The following is a 20,232-nucleotide window of genomic DNA, read 5'->3' on the forward strand; positions in this document are numbered from 1 at the left end:
ACCGTCACTTGGTGCCCTTGGGGGCGTTGTCTGGTACGTGGGCTGGGGAAAGGGTGAGACGGTGAGCGAGTGGGTGCGCCGGGTGTCGGCGGCCGTGGCGGCAGGTGCGCTGGGCGTGTCCTTGGCGGCCTGCGGCGAGCCGGACGACAACGCCCCGCACCCGGGGGAGCAGACGCCGAAGCTGATGCTGCTGCGGCTCGCGACCACGGACGCGATCTCTTCGCTGGACCCGGCCGGCAAGTACGACGTGGGCTCGCGGACCGTCCAGGCGAACCTCTACCAGACGCTGCTGACGATCCTGCCGGACAAGCCGACCCCGGTGCCGGACGCCGCGGACTGCCAGTTCGACTCGCCGACGACGTACACGTGCAGCCTGAAGGAGCACCTGACCTTCCCGAACGGGCACGAACTGACCTCGTCGGACGTGAAGTTCAGCTTCGACCGGCTGGTCCGGCTGAAAACGCCCGGGGGAGCGGCCGCACTGTTCTCCTCGGTGAAGTCCGTGAGTACGCCGGACGAGCTGACCGCGGTGTTCAACCTGACCAGCCCGGACGCACGCCTGCCGTACCTGCTGACCACGACCGCGTCCTCGATCGTCGACGAGGAGTCGTACCCGGCGAACAAGCTGCTCGACACGAAGGCGATGGGCAGCGGGCCGTACCAGCTGGCGGCGTACAAACCGGGCACCGAGGTGACGCTGACGAAGTTCTCCGGGTACCGCGGTCCGCGGGCGGCGCAGAACGACGGCGTCACGATCAGCCTGATGAAGGACTCGAACGCGCTCTACCAGGCCGTCACGACCGGCAAGGCGGATCTCGCGTTCCACGGCTTCGGGCCGAGTCTGCTGGACAAGCTGCGCAAGTCCGACCAGGTCCAGGTCGTCGAGGCCGGCTCGGCGGAGATCCGGCTGTTCGCGTTCCAGATGAAGTCGCTGCTGGCCCGCAAGCCGGCGGTTCGGCGGGCCGTGGCGCAGCTGATCGACCGTCCGGCGATCGCGAAGAAGGCGTACGGCGACCACGTGTCGCCGCTGTACTCGGTCGTGCCGCCCGGCTATGGCGGACAGGCCGACGCGTTCAAGATGGAGTACAAGCAGCCGAACAAGGTCGCGGCCGCGGCGATCCTCAAGGAGGCGAACATCGCCGTCCCCGTACCGCTGACGGTCGGGTGGACGCCTTCGCAGTACGGCGTCGGCGCCAAGGCCGAGGTGCTGGAGCTGAAGCGGCAGCTGGAGGCGTCCGGTTTGTTCCGGGTGACCTTGCGGGGTGCCGAGTGGCCGCAGTACCAGGAGCTGACGAAGTCCGGGGCGTACGACATGTACCAGGCCGGCTGGACGCCGTCGTACCCGGATGCGGACGACTACCTGACTCCGTTCGTGACCGACATCCCGTTCCAGAACGGCTACCGGTCGGCGGCGGCCACGAAGCTGCTGCAGCAGGAGCGGACCGAGCAGAACGGCCTGAAGCGGGACGAGCTGATCGGTCAGCTACAGGGAGTGATCGCGCGGGAGGCGCCGGCGATTCCGAGCTGGCAGGCGCGGGTCGCGGTGGTCGCCACGAAGGATCTGGAGAACCTCAAGACGGCTCTCGATCCGTTGTCGTTCCTTTATCTTTCCGGCCTTCGGCGCTGACACAAAAATGCCATGGCAGTAACGGTTCGCGAGGCAGCGGCGACCGTGGGTGCGACGCCGTGGTTTACTGCGGAACGTCCACGATACGGGACGATTTCCTGACGATCACGATCGGGCAACGCAGCACTTTCCGCGTTTGACTCCGGGCTGTAATGGCGGCAGGTTAAGGCGGCAGCCATTCCGGATTTCGTTCCGGTTCATCCGAACCAGGCAGGGGAACCCATCGCGTGAGTACGCCACTCGAGGTCGAGCCGGGATCATCCTCAGCGCAGCCCGAGGCGATCCTCGAAGGCGTCGGCAAGATCGAGGGCCGGTCGCTGTGGCAGATCTCCTGGATGCGGCTGAAGCGTGACAAGGTCGCGCTGGCCGGCGGCGCCTTCGTGCTGCTGCTGATCCTGGTCGGGATCTTCGCGCCGCTGATCTGCAAACTGGTCGGTGTCACCCCGAACGATTTCCACCAGGACCTGGTCGACCCGTCGCTGCAGACCCCGATCGGCAAGCTCGGCGGCATCAGCTGGGACCACCCGTTCGGCGTCGAGCCGGTGAACGGCCGCGACATCTTCGCGCGGATCGTGTATGGCGCCCGCATCTCGCTGCTGATCGCCTTCCTGGCGACGCTGCTGTCGGTGGTGATCGGCGTCGTGATGGGGATCGTCGCCGGCTACTTCGGCGGCTGGGTGGACACGCTGATCAGCCGCTTGATGGACATCTTCCTGGCCTTCCCGCTGGTGCTGTTCGCGCTGGCCCTGGTCGGGGCGATCCCGGACAAGATGTTCGGGCTGGAGGGCGACGCGCTGCGGGTCGCGCTGATCGTCTTCATCATCGGCTTCTTCAGCTGGCCCTACATCGGCCGGATCATCCGCGGCCAGACGCTGTCGCTGCGGGAACGGGAGTTCGTGGACGCGGCCCGGAGCCTCGGCGCGCGCCGTCCGTACATCCTGTTCACCGAGCTGCTGCCGAACCTGATCGCGCCGATCCTGGTGTACGCGACGCTGCTGATTCCGACCAACGTCCTCTTCGAGGCCGGCCTTTCCTACCTGGGTGTCGGTGTCCGCCCGCCGACGGCGAGCTGGGGCGACATGCTCTCCGGCGCGGCGAACTGGTACCAGGTCGATCCGATGTACATGATTCCGCCCGGTTTGGCGATCTTCGTCACCGTGCTGGCGTTCAACCTGTTCGGTGACGGATTGCGCGACGCGCTCGACCCGCGATCCCGGTAGGCGTTTCGCATCAACCAGGGAGCCTGGCTCTCAACGATTGAAGGGGTGCAACAAGAGATGAGATGGAATCGCATCACGACGGTCACAGCCGTCAGTGCGGCCGTCGCCTTGAGCCTGGTGGCCTGCGGGGGACCGAAGGCTTCCTCCGGAGGGTCTGGTGGCGGCAGCAGCGCAGCGACGCCCGAGTTCGACGCGGCCAACAACAAGATCTTCAATCCGAGCGACAAAAAGGGCGGCACGCTCCGGATGGCGATCACCGAGAAGTGGGACTCCACGGACCCCGGTGACACCTACTACGGCCTGTCCTGGAACCTCGTCCGGAACTACGTCCGGCCGCTGATGACCTTCAAGTCGGCTCCGGGCAAGGAAGGCGCGAAGGTCGTCCCGGACCTCGCCGAGGCTCCGGGTGTGCCGACCGACGACGCCAAGACCTGGACCTACAAGATCCGCAAGGGCGTCAAGTTCGAGGACGGCACCGAGGTCAAGGCCAAGGACGTCATGTACGGCGTCGCCCGGTCGCTGGACAAGACCACGCTGCCGAACGGCCCGACATACTTCAACGACTTCCTGGTCGACGTGCCGAAGGACTACAGCGTCGCCAAGGACCCGCAGATGGCGCAGCTGTCCAAGGCGATGACGACGCCGGACGACTACACCATCGTGTTCCACCTGAACAAGACGTTCGCCGGCTTCGACTACTTCGCGCAGCTGCCGTCGACCGCACCGGTCCCGCAGGCCAAGGACACGGGCACGAAGTACCAGCTGCACCCGATCGCGACCGGCCCCTACAAGTTCGAGAGCAACGACGCGAACAAGGGCTTCACGCTGATCCGCAACGACCAGTACGACGCGTCCACCGACCCGGACACGGGCCGCAAGGCGCTGCCGGACAAGATCAACGTCGCCTACAACGTGAACGGCGCCGATATCGACAACCGGCTGATCGCCGGTGACCTCGACGTCGACATCGCCGGCACCGGTGTCCAGGCGGAGACCCAGGCCAAGGTGCTCGCGGACCCGAAGCTGAAGGCGCACACCGACAGCGTGCTGTCGACCCGTCTGAACTTCACGGTGTTCAACAGCGAGGTCAAGCCGTTCGACAACGTGAACTGCCGCAAGGCGGTCCTGTACGCCGCCGACCACGAGGGCTACCAGCGCGCGTACGGCGGTCCGTTCGGTGGCGACATCGCGACGAACCTGATGCCGCCGTCGGTCGCCGGCGCGGAGAAGTTCGACGACTACGGCTTCGAGGCGGACAAGAACGGCAACCCGACGAAGGCGAAGGAAGCGCTGACGGCGTGCGGGATGCCGAACGGCTTCAGCACCAACATCGCCTACCGTTCGGACCGGCCGAAGGAGAAGGCCGTCGCCGAGTCGCTGCAGCAGTCGCTGGCCAAGGTCGGCATCAAGCTGACGCCGAAGGGCTTCCCGACCGGTGACTACACCAAGCTGTACGCCGGCAAGCCGGACTACGCGAAGGCCAACGGCCTGGGCATGATCGTCTACAGCTGGGGTGCTGACTGGCCGGACGGCTTCGGCTTCCTGAGCCAGATCGTCGACAGCCGGGTCATTCGGGCCGCCGGTGGTAACACGAACCTCGGTATCCGGATCCCGGAGGTCGACACGCTGATCGACAAGGCGCTGGCGACCACCGACGACGCGGAGCGCAACAAGATCTGGGTCGACGTCGACAAGAAGGTCATGGAGCAGGCCGGTGTGCTGCCGGGTATCTGGGCCAAGGGCCTGCTGTACCGCCCGGACACGCTCGCGAACGTGTTCAGCAACGACGGTCAGAACATGTACGACTACGCGAGCATCGGACTCGCACAGAAGTAGTAGTCGGTTGCCCTGACCAACAATCATCACCAGTAGAGGTAGGTGAAGGCTGAGGGTGGCCGGTGATCAGCGATGATCACCGGCCACCACGCCGAGCACGGTGTTCGCATATCTAGTCCGCCGGGTGATCGGAGCAGTGCTCCTGCTCTTCATCGTCACGGCCGTCACGTTCGCGATCTTCTTCCTCGTCCCGAGACTCGGCGGCGCCACCGCCGACGACCTGGCCGGCCGCTACGTCGGCAAGAGCGCGGGCCAGGAGCAGATCCACAACACGGCGGTCCGGCTCGGCTTCACCGATCCTCTCTACGAGCAGTACGGCCGGTTCGTGAAAGGCCTCCTCGTCGGCCAGGAGTACAACTACGGCACCGGGACCGAGCACTGCCCGGCGCCGTGCTTCGGCTACTCGTTCCTGACCCAGCAACCGGTGTGGCCGGACCTGGTCTCGCGAATACCCGTGACCGCGTCGCTCGCCGGTGGTGCGGCCTTCATCTGGCTCATCACCGGCGTCGGCACCGGCATCATCTCGGCGCTCAGACGCGGGTCGGTGCTGGACCGATCACTCATGTCGGTGGCGCTCGCGGGTGTGTCGCTGCCGATCTTCTTCACCGGCCTGCTGTCGCTGTCGATCTTCAGTTACGGCCTCGGCTGGACCCAGCAGGGCGGCGTGAACCCACTCGACGAGACGAACCCGTTGTGGTGGGCCTACGACCTGATCCTCCCGTGGGTGACGCTGGCCTTCCTGTACGCCGCGGCGTACGCGCGACTCACCCGGGCCGGCATGCTCGAGACGATGAACGAGGACTTCGTCCGGACCGCCCGCGCCAAGGGCCTCACCGAGCGGACCGTGGTGCTGCGGCACGGCCTGCGGTCGGCGCTGACGCCGATCCTGACGATCTTCGGTCTCGACCTCGGCCTGCTGATGGGCGGCGCGATCCTCACCGAGACCACGTTCTCGCTGCCGGGGATCGGCCAGTACGCCGTCATCGCGCTGCGCGCCAACGACCTGCCGAAGGTGCTCGGCGTGACCCTGGTCGCCGCGTTCTTCATCGTGCTGGCGAACCTGGTCGTTGACCTCCTGTACGCCGTCGTCGACCCGAGGGTGCGGATCTCATGAGCGAACCGATTGAAGAGATCCAGGACGCACCCGTGCAGCGCGTGGAGCGCGGCGAAGCGTTCCTCGACGTGCGCGACCTGAAGGTGCACTTCCCGACCGACGACGGCGTGGTGAAGTCCGTCGACGGCATCTCGTTCCAGCTGGAGCGCGGCAAGACGCTCGGCATCGTCGGCGAGTCCGGCTCCGGCAAGAGCGTCACCAGCCTGTCGATCATGGGCCTGCACCCGCCGGGCGTCGCGAACATCAGTGGGCAGATCTTCCTCGACGGCCAGGACCTGGTCACGTCGACGCGTGAAGAGGTCCGGCTGCTGCGCGGCAAGCGGATGGCGATGATCTTCCAGGACCCGCTGTCCGCGATGCACCCGTTCTACACAGTCGGCACGCAGATCGTCGAGGCGTACCGGGTGCACAACGACGTCAGCAAGCAGGTCGCGAAGAAGCACGCGATCGAGATGCTCGACCGGGTCGGGATCCCGCAGCCCGACAAGCGCGTGGACGCCTACCCGCACCAGTTCTCCGGCGGTATGCGGCAGCGCGCGATGATCGCGATGGCGCTGTCCTGCGACCCCGACCTGCTGATCGCCGACGAGCCGACGACGGCCCTCGACGTCACCGTGCAGGCGCAGATCCTGGACCTGATCCGGGACCTGCAGCGGGAGTTCAACTCCGCCGTCATCATCATCACCCACGACCTCGGCGTGGTCGCCGAGCTGGCCGACGACATCCAGGTGATGTACGCCGGCCGCGCGGTCGAGTACAGCACCGCCGAGGACATCTTCGACCGGCCGCAGCACCCGTACACCTGGGGCCTGCTGGGGTCGATGCCGCGGATCGACCGGGAGCGCACCGAGCGGCTGATCCCGATCAAGGGCACGCCGCCGAGCCTGATCAACGTGCCGAAGGGCTGCGCGTTCAACCCGCGCTGCAACTACGCGCACCTGAACGGCGGCGCCAGCGAGACCGACCGGCCGGAACTGCTCGACACCGGCAACGGCCACCTGGTCGCGTGCCATCTCTCCCCGCAGGAGCGCCAGAAGGCGTGGGAGACCGACATCAAGCCGAAGCTGTGAACGGGACGACTGTGACTACTACTGACGCCGAACCGACTCCCGTTGTCCCCGAGATCGGCGAGGAACTGCTGTCGGTCGACGGCCTCGTCAAGCACTTCCCGATCCGCAAGGGGCTGCTGCAGCGCCAGGTCGGCGCCGTCCAGGCGGTCGACGGCCTGACGTTCAACGTGACCCGCGGCGAGACGCTGTCGCTGGTGGGGGAGTCGGGCTGCGGCAAGACCACCACCGGCCGGCTGCTGACCCGGCTGCTGGAGCCGACGGCGGGCAAGATCGTGTTCGAGGGGCGGGACATCAGCCACCTCGGCGAGGGGCGGATGCGTCCGCTGCGCCGCGACGTACAGATGATCTTCCAGGACCCGTACGGTTCGCTGAACCCGCGGCACACGGTCGGCAAGATCGTCGGCGCGCCGTTCAAGCTCCAGAACGTGAAGACCGAACACGGCGTGAAGCGGGCCGTGCAGGAGCTGCTCGAGCTGGTCGGTCTTTCGCCGGAGCACTACAACCGGTACCCGCACGAGTTCTCCGGCGGTCAGCGGCAGCGGATCGGGATCGCGCGCACGCTCGCGCTCCGGCCGAAGCTGATCGTCGCCGACGAGCCGGTGTCGGCGCTGGACGTGTCGATCCAGGCCCAGGTCGTGAACCTGCTGGAGGACCTGCAGGAAGAGTTCGACCTGACGTACGTGATGATCGCGCACGACCTGTCCGTGGTCCGGCACGTGTCGGACCGGGTCGCGGTCATGTACCTCGGCAAGATCGTCGAGCTGGCCGACCGGGTCAGCCTGTACGAGAAGCCGATGCACCCATACACGGTCGCGCTGCTGTCCGCCGTACCGGTGCCGGACACCAAGCGGAAGGGCAAGCAGGAGCGGATCCGGCTGCAGGGCGACGTCCCCAGCCCGATCAACCCGCCGCCCGCGTGCCGCTTCCACACCCGCTGCTGGAAGGCGCAGGAGATCTGCAAGACCACGGAGCCGCCGCTGGTCGAGCTCGCCCCGGGTCACCAGACCGCCTGCCACTTCCCGGAGAACGTGGAGGCACCCGCCGCCAAGGCGGAGTGATCATTCGCCCCGATCGATGATCGGCCTGCCGGTCGGCACCGCGAACGGCGCGATCCGCGGCGGTGTCGTCCGGAAGGTGAGCTGGGCGAAGTTCGGTACGACGACCTGCACGGCGCCGGTCGCGGCGGTGACGACGAGCAGATCCGTCTCGGCCGTCTTCGAGAACCGGCGCTTGCCCGCGGCAACGAACCGGTCGTCGTCCAGCCACTGCCCGAAGAACAGGTTGTCGTAGGCGTACGGCAGCTCGATCCGGCGGGCGGTCGCCACCTCGTACAGGGCGGGTCCGGCCCAGCCCGGCTCGATCACGACGAGGGCGTCGTCCAGTTCGGTGAACAGGTACTTCGCGGCGGGGGAGAGGAAGGCCTGCTGGCCGGAGAAGCGGGCGGGGGCGGTCGCGGAGACGGTGGGGGCGATCGCCAGGTTCACGGCGGGCTCGCGCTGGTCGAGTGGTTGCGCGTACACGATCTGCCCGGCTGTCACGGTGCGGACCGCGACCGGTGACACCTTGGCCAGGAATTCACCCCGGTTGGTGCGGATGTCCCAGCGGTACAGGCCGTCGAGCGTGCCGAAGTACGCCGTGTCGCCGTCGAGGGCGACGATCTCGGGGCCGTGGGCGATGCTGGCGTACTTCGGGATCTTGTTGCCGATCGGGGTGCGTACGAGTTCGCGGCGCGCGGCGACGTCGTACACGACCGACTCCTCGTGGTCGTTGAAGCCCTCGGCCCAGGCGACCAGGTTGCCGCGGACGTCAGCGGTGAGCCGCCAGGCGCTCTTGCCGAGGCTCCGGACGCCGGACCGGTCGACCACGTGGATCGCGTTGTCGGCGTTCAGGAACACGAAGCCCGCGTCGGTCTGGACGAACGCGGTCACCGTGTGGGGCGCTACCGAGATGACATCGGGGCCGTAGTGGATCTTGTTGCCCAGCGCAAAGGTCGCGCGGCGCTGGGAGAACGGCCCGGGGCGGGCCGGCTGGGGTTGTTCGTTGCGCGGCCGCAGGACGGAAGCGCCACCGGCGATGACGGCCGCGGTCGCGGCCGCACCGCCGAGGATGCCGAGGGTGCGCCGGCGCGCGGCACGGTGGTTGCCGGCCGCAATGATGCCGTCGAGGTCGAGCGGCGGCGGCTCGGTGGCGGCGGCGCGTTCGGCCAGGGTGTCCCTGAGGAGGTCGTTCATTCCGTCATCCCTGCCTTCAGCACGACATCGGAGCCCAGGCGGGCCCGGAGCTTCTTGAGTGCGTCGGAGACCTGGCTCTTCACGGTCCCGACGCTGCAGCCGAGGATCTCGGCGGTTTGCGGTTCGGTGAGGTCTTCGTAGTACCGCAGTACCAGCGCGGCCCGTTGCCGTGGCGGGAGCTTCTGCAGTTCACGCCACAGCCAGACGCGGGCGGTCGCGTCGTCCGAGGAGACCGGCAGATCGGGTACGTCGTCGTACGGCCGCTCCGCCCGCCAGGACTTTCGGCGCCACCAGCCGATCGCGGTGGTGGTGATCGCGCGGCGGGTGTACGCCTCGGCGTTGGCCGGATCGCGCAGCCGGTGCCAGCCGACGTACGTCTTGACCAGCGCCTCCTGGACGAGGTCCTCGGCGAGGCCGCGGTCGCTCGTCAGCAGGTAGGCGTACCGGAAGAGCGCGCCGTGCCTGCTGGTCGCGAACTCGGCGAACGCGGTCGCCTCGGCCATCTGTCCCCCCTTCGTCTACCCTCCCTGACGTGGGGACGTAGGCAAAGGGTTGGGCGTTGCAGCGAGAAGCAGCCGGGCGATGAGCGCGTGACCGGCCGCGTTCGGGTGGTCACCGTCGGAGGCGAGCAGTGCGGTGATGTCGGCGCTGTCCTCGAAGGGCGTGTAGATGTCGACGTACGTCGCATCGTCGGCGCTCGCCGCGGCGGCGATGGCGTTGTTCGTGCGGACCGTGAGCTGGTCACTCGCGATCCGCCCGCTCGGGGTGTACTGCTGCTCGGCCACGGCGCCGTCCTTGAAGACGTTCCAGTAGCCGGTCATCAGGATCGTCGTCGGCCGGTCGCCGCGGAGCGCGTGGATCCGGCTCAGGATCCGGCCCAGGTTGGCGGTCAGCTGCTCGTACTCGTCGGACACGCAGTCACCGCTGCACTGACCGCTCGTGACGTCATCGTGGTGATCGCCGAAGTCGTTCGCGCCGATCGTGAGCAGTACGACGTTCGCGGCTTTCGTGGACCGCTCGACGTCGCGTTGGCTCAGCTGCTGCAGTAGGCCGGTCGAGTCGAGGCCCGCGACGCCTTGGTTGTCGACCGTGACAGGTACGGCGGAGCGGTTGTGGAGCAGGTCGCCGTACAGCTGGGGGAAGGCGGCGCAGTCGCAGTTGGAGCCAGAGGTGACCGAGTCGCCGAGCGCCACCACCCTTACCTGGCCGGGCGTCGACGGGAGGAGCTCGCCGACTGTGTCCGCACCGGTGACCGCGCTGACGAACGCGAGCACGAGTAAGCCGGAAGCGAGTCGCCGCAGTGTGTGGATCACGCCGGTTTGGTGTGGCTCCCTTCGTGCTGGGGGAGGACGAGCTGGTTCGCGAGCCAAGGATAGGCCGACGCGAACGCGGGCGCGGCGAACTGCCACACGTGGGTGCCGGGGGAGATCTCGACCCGGGACCAGATACCGACCTTGGCTCCGGCCTCGGACAGCTCCTCGGCCTCGTGCTGATGGCGCAGTTCGGCGGTGCTGGTCAGGAACAGGCCGTTCACTCCGTGGTACTTGCCATGGGCACGCATCACGAGCAGCGCTTCGTTGGCCTTCTCGAGCGCCACGTCGCCGCCGTACAGGTCGTGCAGGCTCGCGGCCGGCGTGGTGGTATAGGGCGCGAGGTCGCCGGAGATGTCGACGAAATGGTCGAACACGTCCGGGTGCTCGACGACCAGGTCGATGGAACAGGTGCCGCCCATCGAGAATCCGGCGACGGCCCACTGCCTCGGGTCGGACGAGGCGCCGAACGTCTTCTCGACGTACCGCGGGATGTCCTGGTCGAGGTGGTCCGCGGAGTTGCCCCGCGGCCCGTTCACGCATTCGGTGTCGTTGTCGAAGCGATCCGTGGCGTCGACGAAGACCAGGATCGGGGCGTACCCGTGGTGGCGGTGCGCGTACGCGTCGGACACCTGTACGGCGTTCCCGAGCCGCACCCAGTCACCCGGACCGCCGCGCTCACCACCGACCAGTTCGACCACCGGCAACGCCGGCCGGTGCGCACCGTGGAACCAGATCGGCGGCAGGTACACCAGCTCCTGCCGGTGCTTGAAGTGGCTGTACGTCGCGGGAATGTTCACCGCCACCAGCCGCCCGACCGCCGGCATCTTCGTCGTACCGGCAGCATGCGCGAGCCCCGACATCGACACCTGCCCCGGCAACGGAGCGTTCGTCCAGTCATTCACCGCGGAGTCGATCGTCGGGTAGTACCCCACGAACTGGTTGATCCCGTTGGCACACACCAGCCCCGCCAACCCAGCCGCCACCACCGCGGCCCCCCGCCGCCACCACTTCGCAGTCCGCCACCCGGCCGCGAGCACAAGCAACGCCCCCACCGCCACCCCGAACCACAACCACACCACAAACGGCAACGGGTCAGTCAACCCGACGAGCCTGGCTCCCGGATAGGCCGCAAACAGCGTCACCAACGCAGCCCCACCCGCCACCCAACCCAGCCGCCTCCGCCACACCCGATCCCGCCACCCCACCGCACCAACCAACGCCCCGGCCGCCAAAATCTCCAGCACTACCGGAAACCATCCCCCAAGCAGCGACACACTCATCCAACCCTCCGAAAGCTGAGCAGACCCAAACCGCAGACGCCCACCCACCCGAATTGGTTGGCATGCCCCACCCCGACCCTCTCAGCGGCTACTCAGCTTCCCGCGAGACCACGCAGCGCGGCGATCCGATCGCCGTCCGGCTGCACGAAGACCGCCCGGCTGAGCAGGTACTTCAGGACGAATTCGGCGCTGCTGTCGGGCCAGGTCTCCGCAACGTAGAGCGCATCCTCCGGTGCGATTCTGTCCAGATAATCGCCAGGCAGTGCGTCGAACATCTGCGGAACGTCCGGCTGGAGGTTCCAGTGATCCGGCCCCGCGACCCGCAGATAGGTGATGAATTCGGGGGCGAAGTCGTCGCTGCAGGTGATCGGCATCGACTGCGCGGCGTAGCGGTCGATCTCGAGCCGAAGGACACTCAACCGGTCCCGGTCCTCGGCGGTCGCGGACGTCTCGGCGCGCCACAGCACGGCGACGACCGTGGTCGAGCGGGCCGGTTCGGCGGCGTACAAATAATCGCGCAGTTCGGGCATCGTCGCCAGCAAGGCGGGATGGGAGCCGACCACCGCCGCGATCTCGATCTCATGTCCGGCTTCGAGCCTCGGCAGGATGACAGCGAGCGACTCCCGGACATATTCGAACGACAGCCGCGGAGCGGTCCGGGTGAGCAGGAGCAGGATCGCCCGCTTGACACTGGAGGTGATCGCCGTCGCCGAGGAGACCTTGTCCAGCAGCTCGTCGAACGCGACGCCGTCGTACGGCAGCAGGCGATCGAACTGGGGCACGCCGATGCCGTAGAAGTAGATGTTCGCGATCTCACCCAGCGCGACCACGTCCGTCGGCAGCCACCAATCCAGGTCGCTGGCATGGGTAGCGCGGGAACCGACCGTGAGCACGGCCTGGTGCATGACGTCCCCGAGCAGCTCAGCTTCTTTGAGCACTGGATCGAACGTGGTGGTGATCCCGGCTGAGAGCTCAGCTTCCGCCAGGATGACCGGGCCATCGGTCGGTTCGAGCGTCACCGTGTTCATGAGTGTGATCCACGACGACCGGTCGAGCCCTGCGCGCCAGAGCCGAACCGTCCGGGTCCAGCGGTCGGCGGTGTCGGTGCCGCCGACCACCGCCGGCACCGGGACCACATCGTCGGCGGCCACGAGTCGGAGCAGAGTGAGGTTGGCGGTGTAGCAGGCTCGGCGGCGGATCGGGTCGTAGGGGAGCGGTGTGTAGAGCTGGTCGCCGGTGTCCGGGCGGGTCAGTTCGCGTTGGAGGAGGTGGCTGATAGTGGCTTGGAAGGCGTCGTGGTTGTCGTCGGCGAGTCGTTCGGTGAGCTCGGCGACGAAGATCAGGATCGGATAGCGGGCGCTCAGCGGCTGGTGGCTGAGGAGCCGGCGAAGCAGTTCGTCGTCCAGGCCGCCCGAGTGCGGCAGATCGGCCTCCAGTTCGCGGTGCCGGGTGAGTTGGACGAGCAGCTGTACGACGAGTTCGGCGACCAGGAATTCGCCGAAGGTGGCGTGCAGGAACTCGTAGGCGCCGCGCTGCTCCCGGTCCGCGCGGGCGTTGTGGACGAACATGAACTCGCCGAGGACGCGGTCCGCGGCGGTGAGGGGCTGGACGCCGGCCCTTATGGCGGCGGGTGGTTCGAGGGCGGCCAGGTCTGCGTTCAGTTCGGTATCCGTGATGTGCTGGCGCCCGCGGTTGAACATTCCGATGGCGGCGTACTGGAGTTGGCGGCGTTGCTGACGCTGCAGCAGCTTCTGCTCGGACTCCGAAGCATCTGGTGCGGTCTTCTCGATGATCTGGCGGCTGATGAAGCGGTCCATGATCCGTTGGTACAGCGCGCTCCGGGTGAGGTCGGCGCCTAGCTGATTGGTACCGAGTTCCACGAGGTATACCGCCAGCATCAGCAGGAGCAACGGCTGACACGTCAGCTGCTTGATCTCGTCCGTCGCCGTCATCTCGTCGATCTCGAGTGGTGCGAAGCCGGCGATCCCGCTGTGTGCTGTGTTCCACGCCGCGAGCCAGCTCTCGATCCGGCCTCGGTCGAACTCGCGCAGCTTGATCATCGGGGTGTCCGGGGCGATCTCGGCGCGGTCGGCGACGACGGTTCGGGACGTGACGATGACGGAGGTCGGCGTACCCAGGGTTCTGGCGCGCTTCTGGAAGTCTCCGACCTTCGACAGGTACGCCGACTGGGTCACGCCAGTGGCCTGGACAAGTTCGTCGAAGCCGTCGAGCAGGACGACGAGATGGCACCGGTGTGGGCAGACGCTCGCGTCATCGCAGAGCTCGCATGCGCCACACTCCTGGCGCAGCTCGTCGAGGTCGGCGTTCGGCCGTTGCAGCGTTCGCTGAAGCTCCTTGTTGATCTGAAGGGTCAGGTCATCGTCAGGATTGACTGATCGGAGCGGTACGCGGATGACCGCGAACGCGTTCTCCGGGAGCTGTGCCGCCAGCACCTCCGTGAGTAACGACTTGCCGGCGCCGGGATGGCCGAGCAGGAGCAACGGGCGCCGGGCACCTTCGGGACTCGCGAGGTAGCTCGCGAGGTACTCGACCAGCGACGAGTGCTCCGGCTGGTCCGACCACCAGTCCTCGTCCGCAGGCCGGGACCGGTCGTCCGCGACTGCGTAGTGGAATGACGGCTCGACGAACCCGTCTCGGACAGTGGGTGAGGCGACGGACTGGGTCCGGGACCGGAGCAGCGGCTCGTCGAGGATCTCACGAGCTGCGAGAGCCAGCTTTTCGCGGTAGCTGTTGCGCGGTGCGGGGCGGCCCGGCATCACCATCATGAGCATCGTCCGCAGCTCGCCGAGAGCCGCTGCATGTACGTCGGCCTGCGCGCGGATCAGCTCGCGGGTTCCGGAGAACTCGTTCAGCGTCACCCACAGACTGAACGGCGCGGACGTGCTGAGCTCCAGCATCCGGCTTCGGTACAGCGACGCCGCCCGTTTGACGATCGCGTCCAGCAGCCCGGCCGACGGCACGGGCTTGAGCTGGCTCCAGGCCTCGAGGCCGGTGAAGAAGTCAAGACACCGTCGTCCGAGCCGCTCGTAGTACGGCTGCAAGTTGCGGTCGAGGTTCTCCTCAAGCCCGAGCTCCGGCGACGAGACCGGCACGGCTACGTCGAACAGGTCGTCGGGGGATGTTCCAGGTACGGCGAGCAGCCGGCGCCGCTCCTGGTCGGTGAGGCCGAGTTCGCGGTACCTCGGTCCAATGATCTGGGGCAGTGCGTCGAAGAACGACGAGACAGCCGTGATGGTGTGCGCGGCCACAACGAGGTCGAGTGGGTTCGTGTCCTTCGTGCCGCGGAGCCTCTTCGACACCTTGGTCACGACGGCATCCAGCAGACTCACCGCTTCGTTCTTCGGATCCACGAGTGCCAACCACGCGGCCCCGGCGGCCGGTCCGCCCGCGATGGTCGCTACGCCGGCGCCGGCGAAGATCGCCGTACCGAAGAACTTCTCGAGCGCGGACCGGTGCCGGTCGTCGATGTCGAGGACGGACAGCGCACCGCGGAAGGTGTACGGCGACAGAGCCACAGGCGGAAGCTCCTCGGAGGATCGGACGCGGAAGAACAACCTATCGTCGTCGACCACGGTGCGATCGCGGGCGAGCCGACGTACGTCGGAAGTCATAAGGTCGGGGCATGTTGGATCATCTGGTTCTGGCCACTGACGATCTCGGGCGGAGTGTGCGGGAGTTTGCCGTCGCGACTGGCGTCGAGCCGGCGGAGGGTGGTCGGCATGAGGGTCTTGGGACTCGGAACTACCTCGTCGCGTTCGGGCCTACGGCGTACCTGGAGATCATCGGGCCGGATCTGGAGCGGCCGGTCGGAACGGCGATGCCGTTCGGGATCGAGGGGCTTCGGGGGTCGCGGCTGGTGACTTGGGCAGTTCGGCCGGTGGATATCGCGGCCGGGGTGGCTGCGGCGCGGGAAGCGGGGGTGGAGCTCGGGGCGATCGAGCCGATGAGCCGGAGGACGGCGGCGGGGGAGTTGCTGAGATGGCGGCTGACCTCGATCTACCAGGCGCCGTACGACGGGATCGTGCCGTTCCTCATCGACTGGGGGACGAGCAGCCATCCGGCCGGGTCGGGGTTGCCGTCCGTGGAGCTGGTCGACTTCGGAGCGACACATCCACGGCCCGACGAGGTCAACGCCGTACTCGAGGCTCTGCACGCCGATCTGCGGGTGGCCGCGGGGGAGCCGGGATTGCGGGCCACGGTGGCAGGGCCGGGAGGTACGTACTCGCTGCGATGAGTTGACTGGGTGTCGCAGCCGGAAGTCGGGTGGGCCGCGTTCGACAATGTCGAACGATGGGCGTTGTGCCGCCTCGCGATCGCTCCTAGATTCCAGCCAGCCGTGGTCGTCACGGCGGGGAAGGGAGGTTCGGTATGGCTACGACCGAAGCGGTCAAAGCGAAGACCCTTCTGGGGGAGTGTTCGGCGGAACTGGCGGGCACGTTCATCCTGATCCTGTTCGGCGTCGGCGTGGTGGCGCAGGTGGTGGCGGGCGGGATCGGGAACCACGACTCGATCTCGTGGGCGTGGGGTCTCGGCGTGACCCTGGGCATCTACACCGCGGGCCGGATGACCGGCGCGCACCTGAACCCGGCGGTGACGATCGCGCTGGCGGCGTTCCGCGGGTTCAGCTGGCGGAAGGTGCTGCCGTACTCGGTGGCGCAGTTCCTCGGGGCGTTCCTGGCGGCGCTCGTGGTGCGCTGGAACTACACCGAGGCGATCGGCAAGGTCGATCCCGGCCACACGATCAAGACCCAGGGCATCTTCTCCACCCTGCCCGGCAACGGCAGCCTGGATCTCGGCGTGGGCATGTGGGGCGGCTTCCGGGACCAGATCATCGGTACGGCGATCCTGATGTTCGTCATCCTGGCGATCACCGACCTGCGCAACACCTCACCCGCGGCCAACATGGCGCCGCTGCTCGTCGGCCTGCTGGTGGTCGGCATCGGGATGGCGTGGGGCACCAACGCCGGGTACGCGATCAACCCGGCCCGTGACTTCGGGCCCCGGGTGGCCTCGCTGATCACGGGATACGGAGGAGCACTCAAAGACCAGTTCGGGGATCTCTATTTCTGGGTGCCGATCGTGGCACCGATCCTCGGCGCACTGGTCGGCGCGTTCCTGTACGACCTGCTGGTCGGCCGCAACCTGCCGATCGCGGACGAGGAAGAAGAACCCGGCCGGATCCCCGAGGAGAAGGCGGCATGACACAAACGTGTGAGGAGAGGACTTTCCATGGCTGACTTCGTCGGTGCCGTCGACCAGGGCACCACGAGCACCCGCTTCATGATCTTCGACCACTCCGGCAACGAGGTGGGCAAGCACCAGCTGGAGCACGAGCAGATCCTGCCGCAGGCCGGCTGGGTCGAGCACAACCCGGTCGAGATCTGGGAGCGGACCAGCTCGGTGATCCAGACCGCGCTGGGCGCGAAGGGCCTGCAGGCGAGCGACCTGGCGGCGCTCGGGATCACCAACCAGCGCGAGACGGCCGTGGTCTGGAACCGCAAGACCGGCCGGCCGTACTACAACGCGATCGTCTGGCAGGACACCCGGACCGACCGGATCGCCTCCGCGCTCGAACGCGAGGGCAAGGGCGACGTCATCCGGCAGAAGGCCGGGCTGCCGCCGGCGACGTACTTCTCGGCCGGCAAGGTGCAGTGGATCCTCGAGAACGTCGACGGCGTCCGGGCGGCCGCCGAGGCCGGTGACGCCGTGTTCGGCAACACCGACACCTGGCTGCTGTGGAACCTGACCGGCGGCGTGAACGGCGGCGTCCACATCACCGACGTCACGAACGCCAGCCGCACGATGCTGATGAACCTCGAGACCCTCGACTGGGACGACGAGTTGATCAGCTTCTTCAACATCCCGCGCTCGATGCTCCCGGAGATCCGCCCGTCCTCGGACCCGAACATGTACGGCGAGACGCTCGCGAACGGCCCGCTGGGCGGCGTCGTCCCGCTGACCGGCGATCTGGGTGACCAGCAGGCGGCGACGGTCGGTCAGGTGTGCTTCAACCCTGGTGAAGCGAAGAACACCTACGGCACCGGCAACTTCATGCTGCTGAACACCGGCACCGAACTGGTCCGTTCGAAGGCCGGCCTGCTCAGCACGATGTGCTACAAGTTCGGCGACGAGGCCCCGGTGTACGCGCTGGAGGGCTCGATCGCGGTCACCGGCTCCGCGGTGCAGTGGCTGCGGGACCAGCTCGGCATCATCTCCGGTGCGGCGGAGATCGAGACGCTGGCCAAGCAGGTCGACGACAACGGCGGCGTGTACTTCGTGCCCGCGTTCTCCGGCCTCTTCGCGCCGTACTGGCGCTCCGACGCCCGCGGCGCGATCGTCGGTCTGTCCCGGTTCAACACCAACGCTCACCTGGCGCGCGCAACACTGGAAGCGATCTGCTACCAGAGCAAGGACGTCACGGACGCGATGGAGAAGGACTCGGGTGTGACGCTCGACGTCCTCAAGGTCGACGGCGGTGTGACGGCCAACGAGCTGGCCATGCAGATGCAGGCCGACATCCTCGGGGTACCGGTGAGCAAGCCGGTCGTCGCGGAGACCACGGCGCTCGGTGCGGCGTACGCGGCCGGCCTCGCGGTCGGGTTCTGGAAGACCAAGGACGAACTGGTCGCGAACTGGAACGAGGACAAGCGGTGGGAGCCGCGGTGGAACGACGAGCAGCGCGAGAAGGGGTACGCCGGCTGGCAGAAGGCCGTGCAGCGCACCCTGGACTGGGTCGACGTCGACTGATTTTCAGGTAACAACGAGTTCGGAGGAAACACAGTGGCTGTAGTGGCTCTGTCACCGCAAGCAAGGGCCGACGCGATCGACGCGCTGGCCGACGGACGTGAACTGGACGTCCTGGTGGTCGGTGGCGGGGTGGTCGGCACCGGCGCGGCGCTCGATGCCGCCACCCGCGGCCTGACCACCGGACTGCTGGAGGCCCGCGACTTCGCGAGCGGCACCTCCAGCAGGTCCAGCAAGCTGATCCACGGTGGCCTGCGCTACCTGGAGATGCTCGACTTCCGGCTGGTGCACGAGGCGCTGCAGGAGCGCGGTCTGCTCCTGCAACGCCTGGCACCGCACCTGGTGAAGCCGGTGCCGTTCCTGTACCCGCTGCAGCACCGCTGGTGGGAGCGGTTCTACGCCGGCGCCGGCGTCGCGCTGTACGACGGTATGGCGGTCAGCTCCGGCCTCGGTGCCGGGCTGCCCATCCACCGGCACCTGACCCGGCGCGGCGCGATGCGGCTCGTACCGTCGCTGAAGAAGTCCGCACTGGTCGGCGCGCTGCAGTACTACGACGCGCAGGTCGACGACGCGCGGCACACGATGGAGCTCGCCCGGACCGCGGCGTCGTACGGCGCTCTCGTCGCCAACCGGGTGAAGGTGACCGGGTTCCTTCGGCAGGGCGAGCGGGTCACCGGCGTCCAGGCGAAGGACCTGGAGAGCGGGCGCGAGTTCGAGGTCCGCGCCAAGCAGGTCGTGAACGCGACCGGTGTCTGGACCGACGACACGCAGGCGATGGTGGGGGAGCGCGGGCAGTACCACGTCCGCGCGTCGAAGGGCATCCACCTCGTCGTCCCGAAGGACCGGATCCAGTCCAGCACCGGGATGATCCTGCGGACCGAGAAGTCCGTGCTGTTCATCATCCCGTGGGGCCGGCACTGGCTGATCGGCACCACGGACACCGACTGGCACCTGGACAAGGCGCACCCGGCCGCGACGAGCAAGGACATCGAGTACCTGCTCGACCACGTCAACGCCGTCCTCACGACCCCGCTCACCCGAGAGGACGTCGAGGGCGTGTACGCCGGTCTGCGGCCGCTGCTCGCCGGTGAGTCGGAGAGTACGTCGAAACTGTCCCGCGAACATGTCGTCGCGCACGCGGCGCCGGGTCTCGTCGTGGTTGCCGGGGGCAAGTACACGACGTACCGGGTGATGGCCAAGGACGCGATCGACGCGGCCGCGGACGCGCTCGACGGGCGGGTGCCGCGCAGTGTCACGAAGAACATCCCGCTGGTCGGCGCGGACGGCTACCAGGCGCTGTGGAACCAGCGGCACCTGATCGCGCAGCGCTCCGGCCTGCACGTCGCGCGGATCGAGCACCTGCTGAACCGGTACGGCGCGCTGGTCGACGAGGTCCTCGAGCTCGTCGCCGACGACCCGTCGCTGGGTGAGCAGCTGCCCGGTACGCAGGATTATCTGAAGGCCGAGATCGTGTACGCCGCGCTGGCCGAGGGCGCCCGGCATCTCGACGACATCCTCGCCCGGCGCACCCGGATCTCGATCGAGGCCTGGGACCGCGGCGTCGGCGCCGCGGAGGCGGCCGCCCGGCTGGTCGCGCCGATCCTCGGCTGGGACGAGGCGACCATCGACCGCGAGGTCTCGTTCTACACCCGGCGCGTGCAGTCCGAACGCGATTCGCAAGACCAGCCCGACGACGAGTCGGCCGACAAGGTCCGCCTGGAAGCGCCGGACATCGTCTCCCCGGCCTAGCCCGGAGGGGTGGGGAGGGCTGTCCCG

Annotated in this window: 15 protein-coding genes; 10 read left to right on the top strand and 5 right to left on the bottom strand. The window is 67.8% G+C overall.

Going from position 1 to position 20,232, the window contains the following annotated elements; translation table 11 throughout:
* Positions 1-61: 61 nt before the first annotated feature.
* The 6 genes from E0H92_RS31455 (at position 62) to E0H92_RS31480 (ending at position 7,925) form a co-directional block, all read left to right on the top strand.
* A complete protein-coding gene (locus E0H92_RS31455; RefSeq protein WP_131498813.1) occupies positions 62-1,627 on the top strand; it encodes an ABC transporter substrate-binding protein in 1,566 nt (521 codons plus the stop codon).
* A 227-nt stretch (positions 1,628-1,854) separates the two neighbouring features.
* Entirely contained in the window at positions 1,855-2,847 is a 993-nt protein-coding gene (locus E0H92_RS31460; RefSeq protein WP_131498814.1) for an ABC transporter permease, read from the top strand.
* 57 nt (positions 2,848-2,904) lie between these two features.
* Complete coding sequence (locus tag E0H92_RS31465) at positions 2,905-4,683, top strand: ABC transporter substrate-binding protein (protein WP_131461369.1); 1,779 nt, start codon at positions 2,905-2,907, stop codon at positions 4,681-4,683.
* Positions 4,684-4,783: 100 nt separating this feature from the next.
* Positions 4,784-5,797, top strand: a complete 1,014-nt coding sequence (locus E0H92_RS31470) for an ABC transporter permease (protein WP_131461370.1) — start codon at positions 4,784-4,786, stop codon at positions 5,795-5,797.
* Complete coding sequence (locus E0H92_RS31475) at positions 5,794-6,867, top strand: ABC transporter ATP-binding protein (RefSeq protein WP_131498815.1); 1,074 nt, start codon at positions 5,794-5,796, stop codon at positions 6,865-6,867. The genes E0H92_RS31470 and E0H92_RS31475 overlap by 4 nt, the downstream gene beginning before the upstream one ends.
* Positions 6,868-6,878: 11 nt before the next feature.
* Positions 6,879-7,925, top strand: coding sequence for an ABC transporter ATP-binding protein (locus E0H92_RS31480; RefSeq protein WP_131498816.1), 1,047 nt, complete (start codon positions 6,879-6,881; stop codon positions 7,923-7,925).
* On the opposite strand, the gene E0H92_RS31485 is transcribed toward E0H92_RS31480, so the two are convergent.
* The 5 genes from E0H92_RS31485 to E0H92_RS31505 form a co-directional block, all read right to left on the bottom strand.
* Positions 7,926-9,098: a hypothetical protein gene (locus E0H92_RS31485; RefSeq protein ID WP_131461372.1), complete on the bottom strand. Its 1,173-nt coding sequence runs from the start codon at positions 9,096-9,098 to the stop codon at positions 7,926-7,928.
* A complete protein-coding gene (locus E0H92_RS31490; protein WP_131461373.1) occupies positions 9,095-9,601 on the bottom strand; it encodes a SigE family RNA polymerase sigma factor in 507 nt (168 codons plus the stop codon). Before E0H92_RS31490 ends, E0H92_RS31485 begins: the two co-directional genes overlap by 4 nt.
* Before the next feature lie 15 nt (positions 9,602-9,616).
* Positions 9,617-10,411, bottom strand: coding sequence for an SGNH/GDSL hydrolase family protein (locus tag E0H92_RS44385; protein ID WP_165550121.1), 795 nt, complete (start codon positions 10,409-10,411; stop codon positions 9,617-9,619).
* A complete protein-coding gene (locus E0H92_RS31500) occupies positions 10,408-11,511 on the bottom strand; it encodes an alpha/beta hydrolase (protein WP_165550122.1) in 1,104 nt (367 codons plus the stop codon). Before E0H92_RS31500 ends, E0H92_RS44385 begins: the two co-directional genes overlap by 4 nt.
* A 272-nt stretch (positions 11,512-11,783) precedes the next feature.
* Positions 11,784-15,323 carry an NACHT domain-containing protein gene (locus E0H92_RS31505; RefSeq protein ID WP_131498818.1) on the bottom strand — a complete coding sequence of 1,180 codons (3,540 nt, stop codon included), beginning with the start codon at positions 15,321-15,323 and terminating at the stop codon, positions 11,784-11,786.
* A gap of 11 nt (positions 15,324-15,334) precedes the next feature.
* Here E0H92_RS31505 and E0H92_RS31510 point away from each other — a divergent pair, with 11 nt between their 5' ends.
* The 4 genes from E0H92_RS31510 to E0H92_RS31525 all read left to right on the top strand — a co-directional run bounded on the left by E0H92_RS31510 (position 15,335) and on the right by E0H92_RS31525 (position 20,205).
* Positions 15,335-15,946 carry a VOC family protein gene (locus E0H92_RS31510; RefSeq protein WP_131498819.1) on the top strand — a complete coding sequence of 204 codons (612 nt, stop codon included), beginning with the start codon at positions 15,335-15,337 and terminating at the stop codon, positions 15,944-15,946.
* Positions 15,947-16,080: 134 nt separating this feature from the next.
* On the top strand, positions 16,081-16,914 hold the full coding sequence (locus E0H92_RS31515) for an MIP/aquaporin family protein (protein ID WP_131461378.1): 834 nt from the start codon (positions 16,081-16,083) through the stop codon (positions 16,912-16,914).
* Between the two features lie 27 nt (positions 16,915-16,941).
* Complete coding sequence (glpK, locus tag E0H92_RS31520; RefSeq protein WP_131498820.1) at positions 16,942-18,459, top strand: glycerol kinase GlpK; 1,518 nt, start codon at positions 16,942-16,944, stop codon at positions 18,457-18,459.
* Positions 18,460-18,492: 33 nt separating this feature from the next.
* Entirely contained in the window at positions 18,493-20,205 is a 1,713-nt protein-coding gene (locus tag E0H92_RS31525) for a glycerol-3-phosphate dehydrogenase/oxidase (RefSeq protein WP_131461380.1), read from the top strand.
* The last annotated feature ends 27 nt before the right edge of the window (positions 20,206-20,232 follow it).

It is taken from the genome of Kribbella speibonae (genome assembly GCF_004331375.1).
Classification (GTDB): Bacteria; Actinomycetota; Actinomycetes; order Propionibacteriales; family Kribbellaceae; genus Kribbella; species Kribbella sindirgiensis.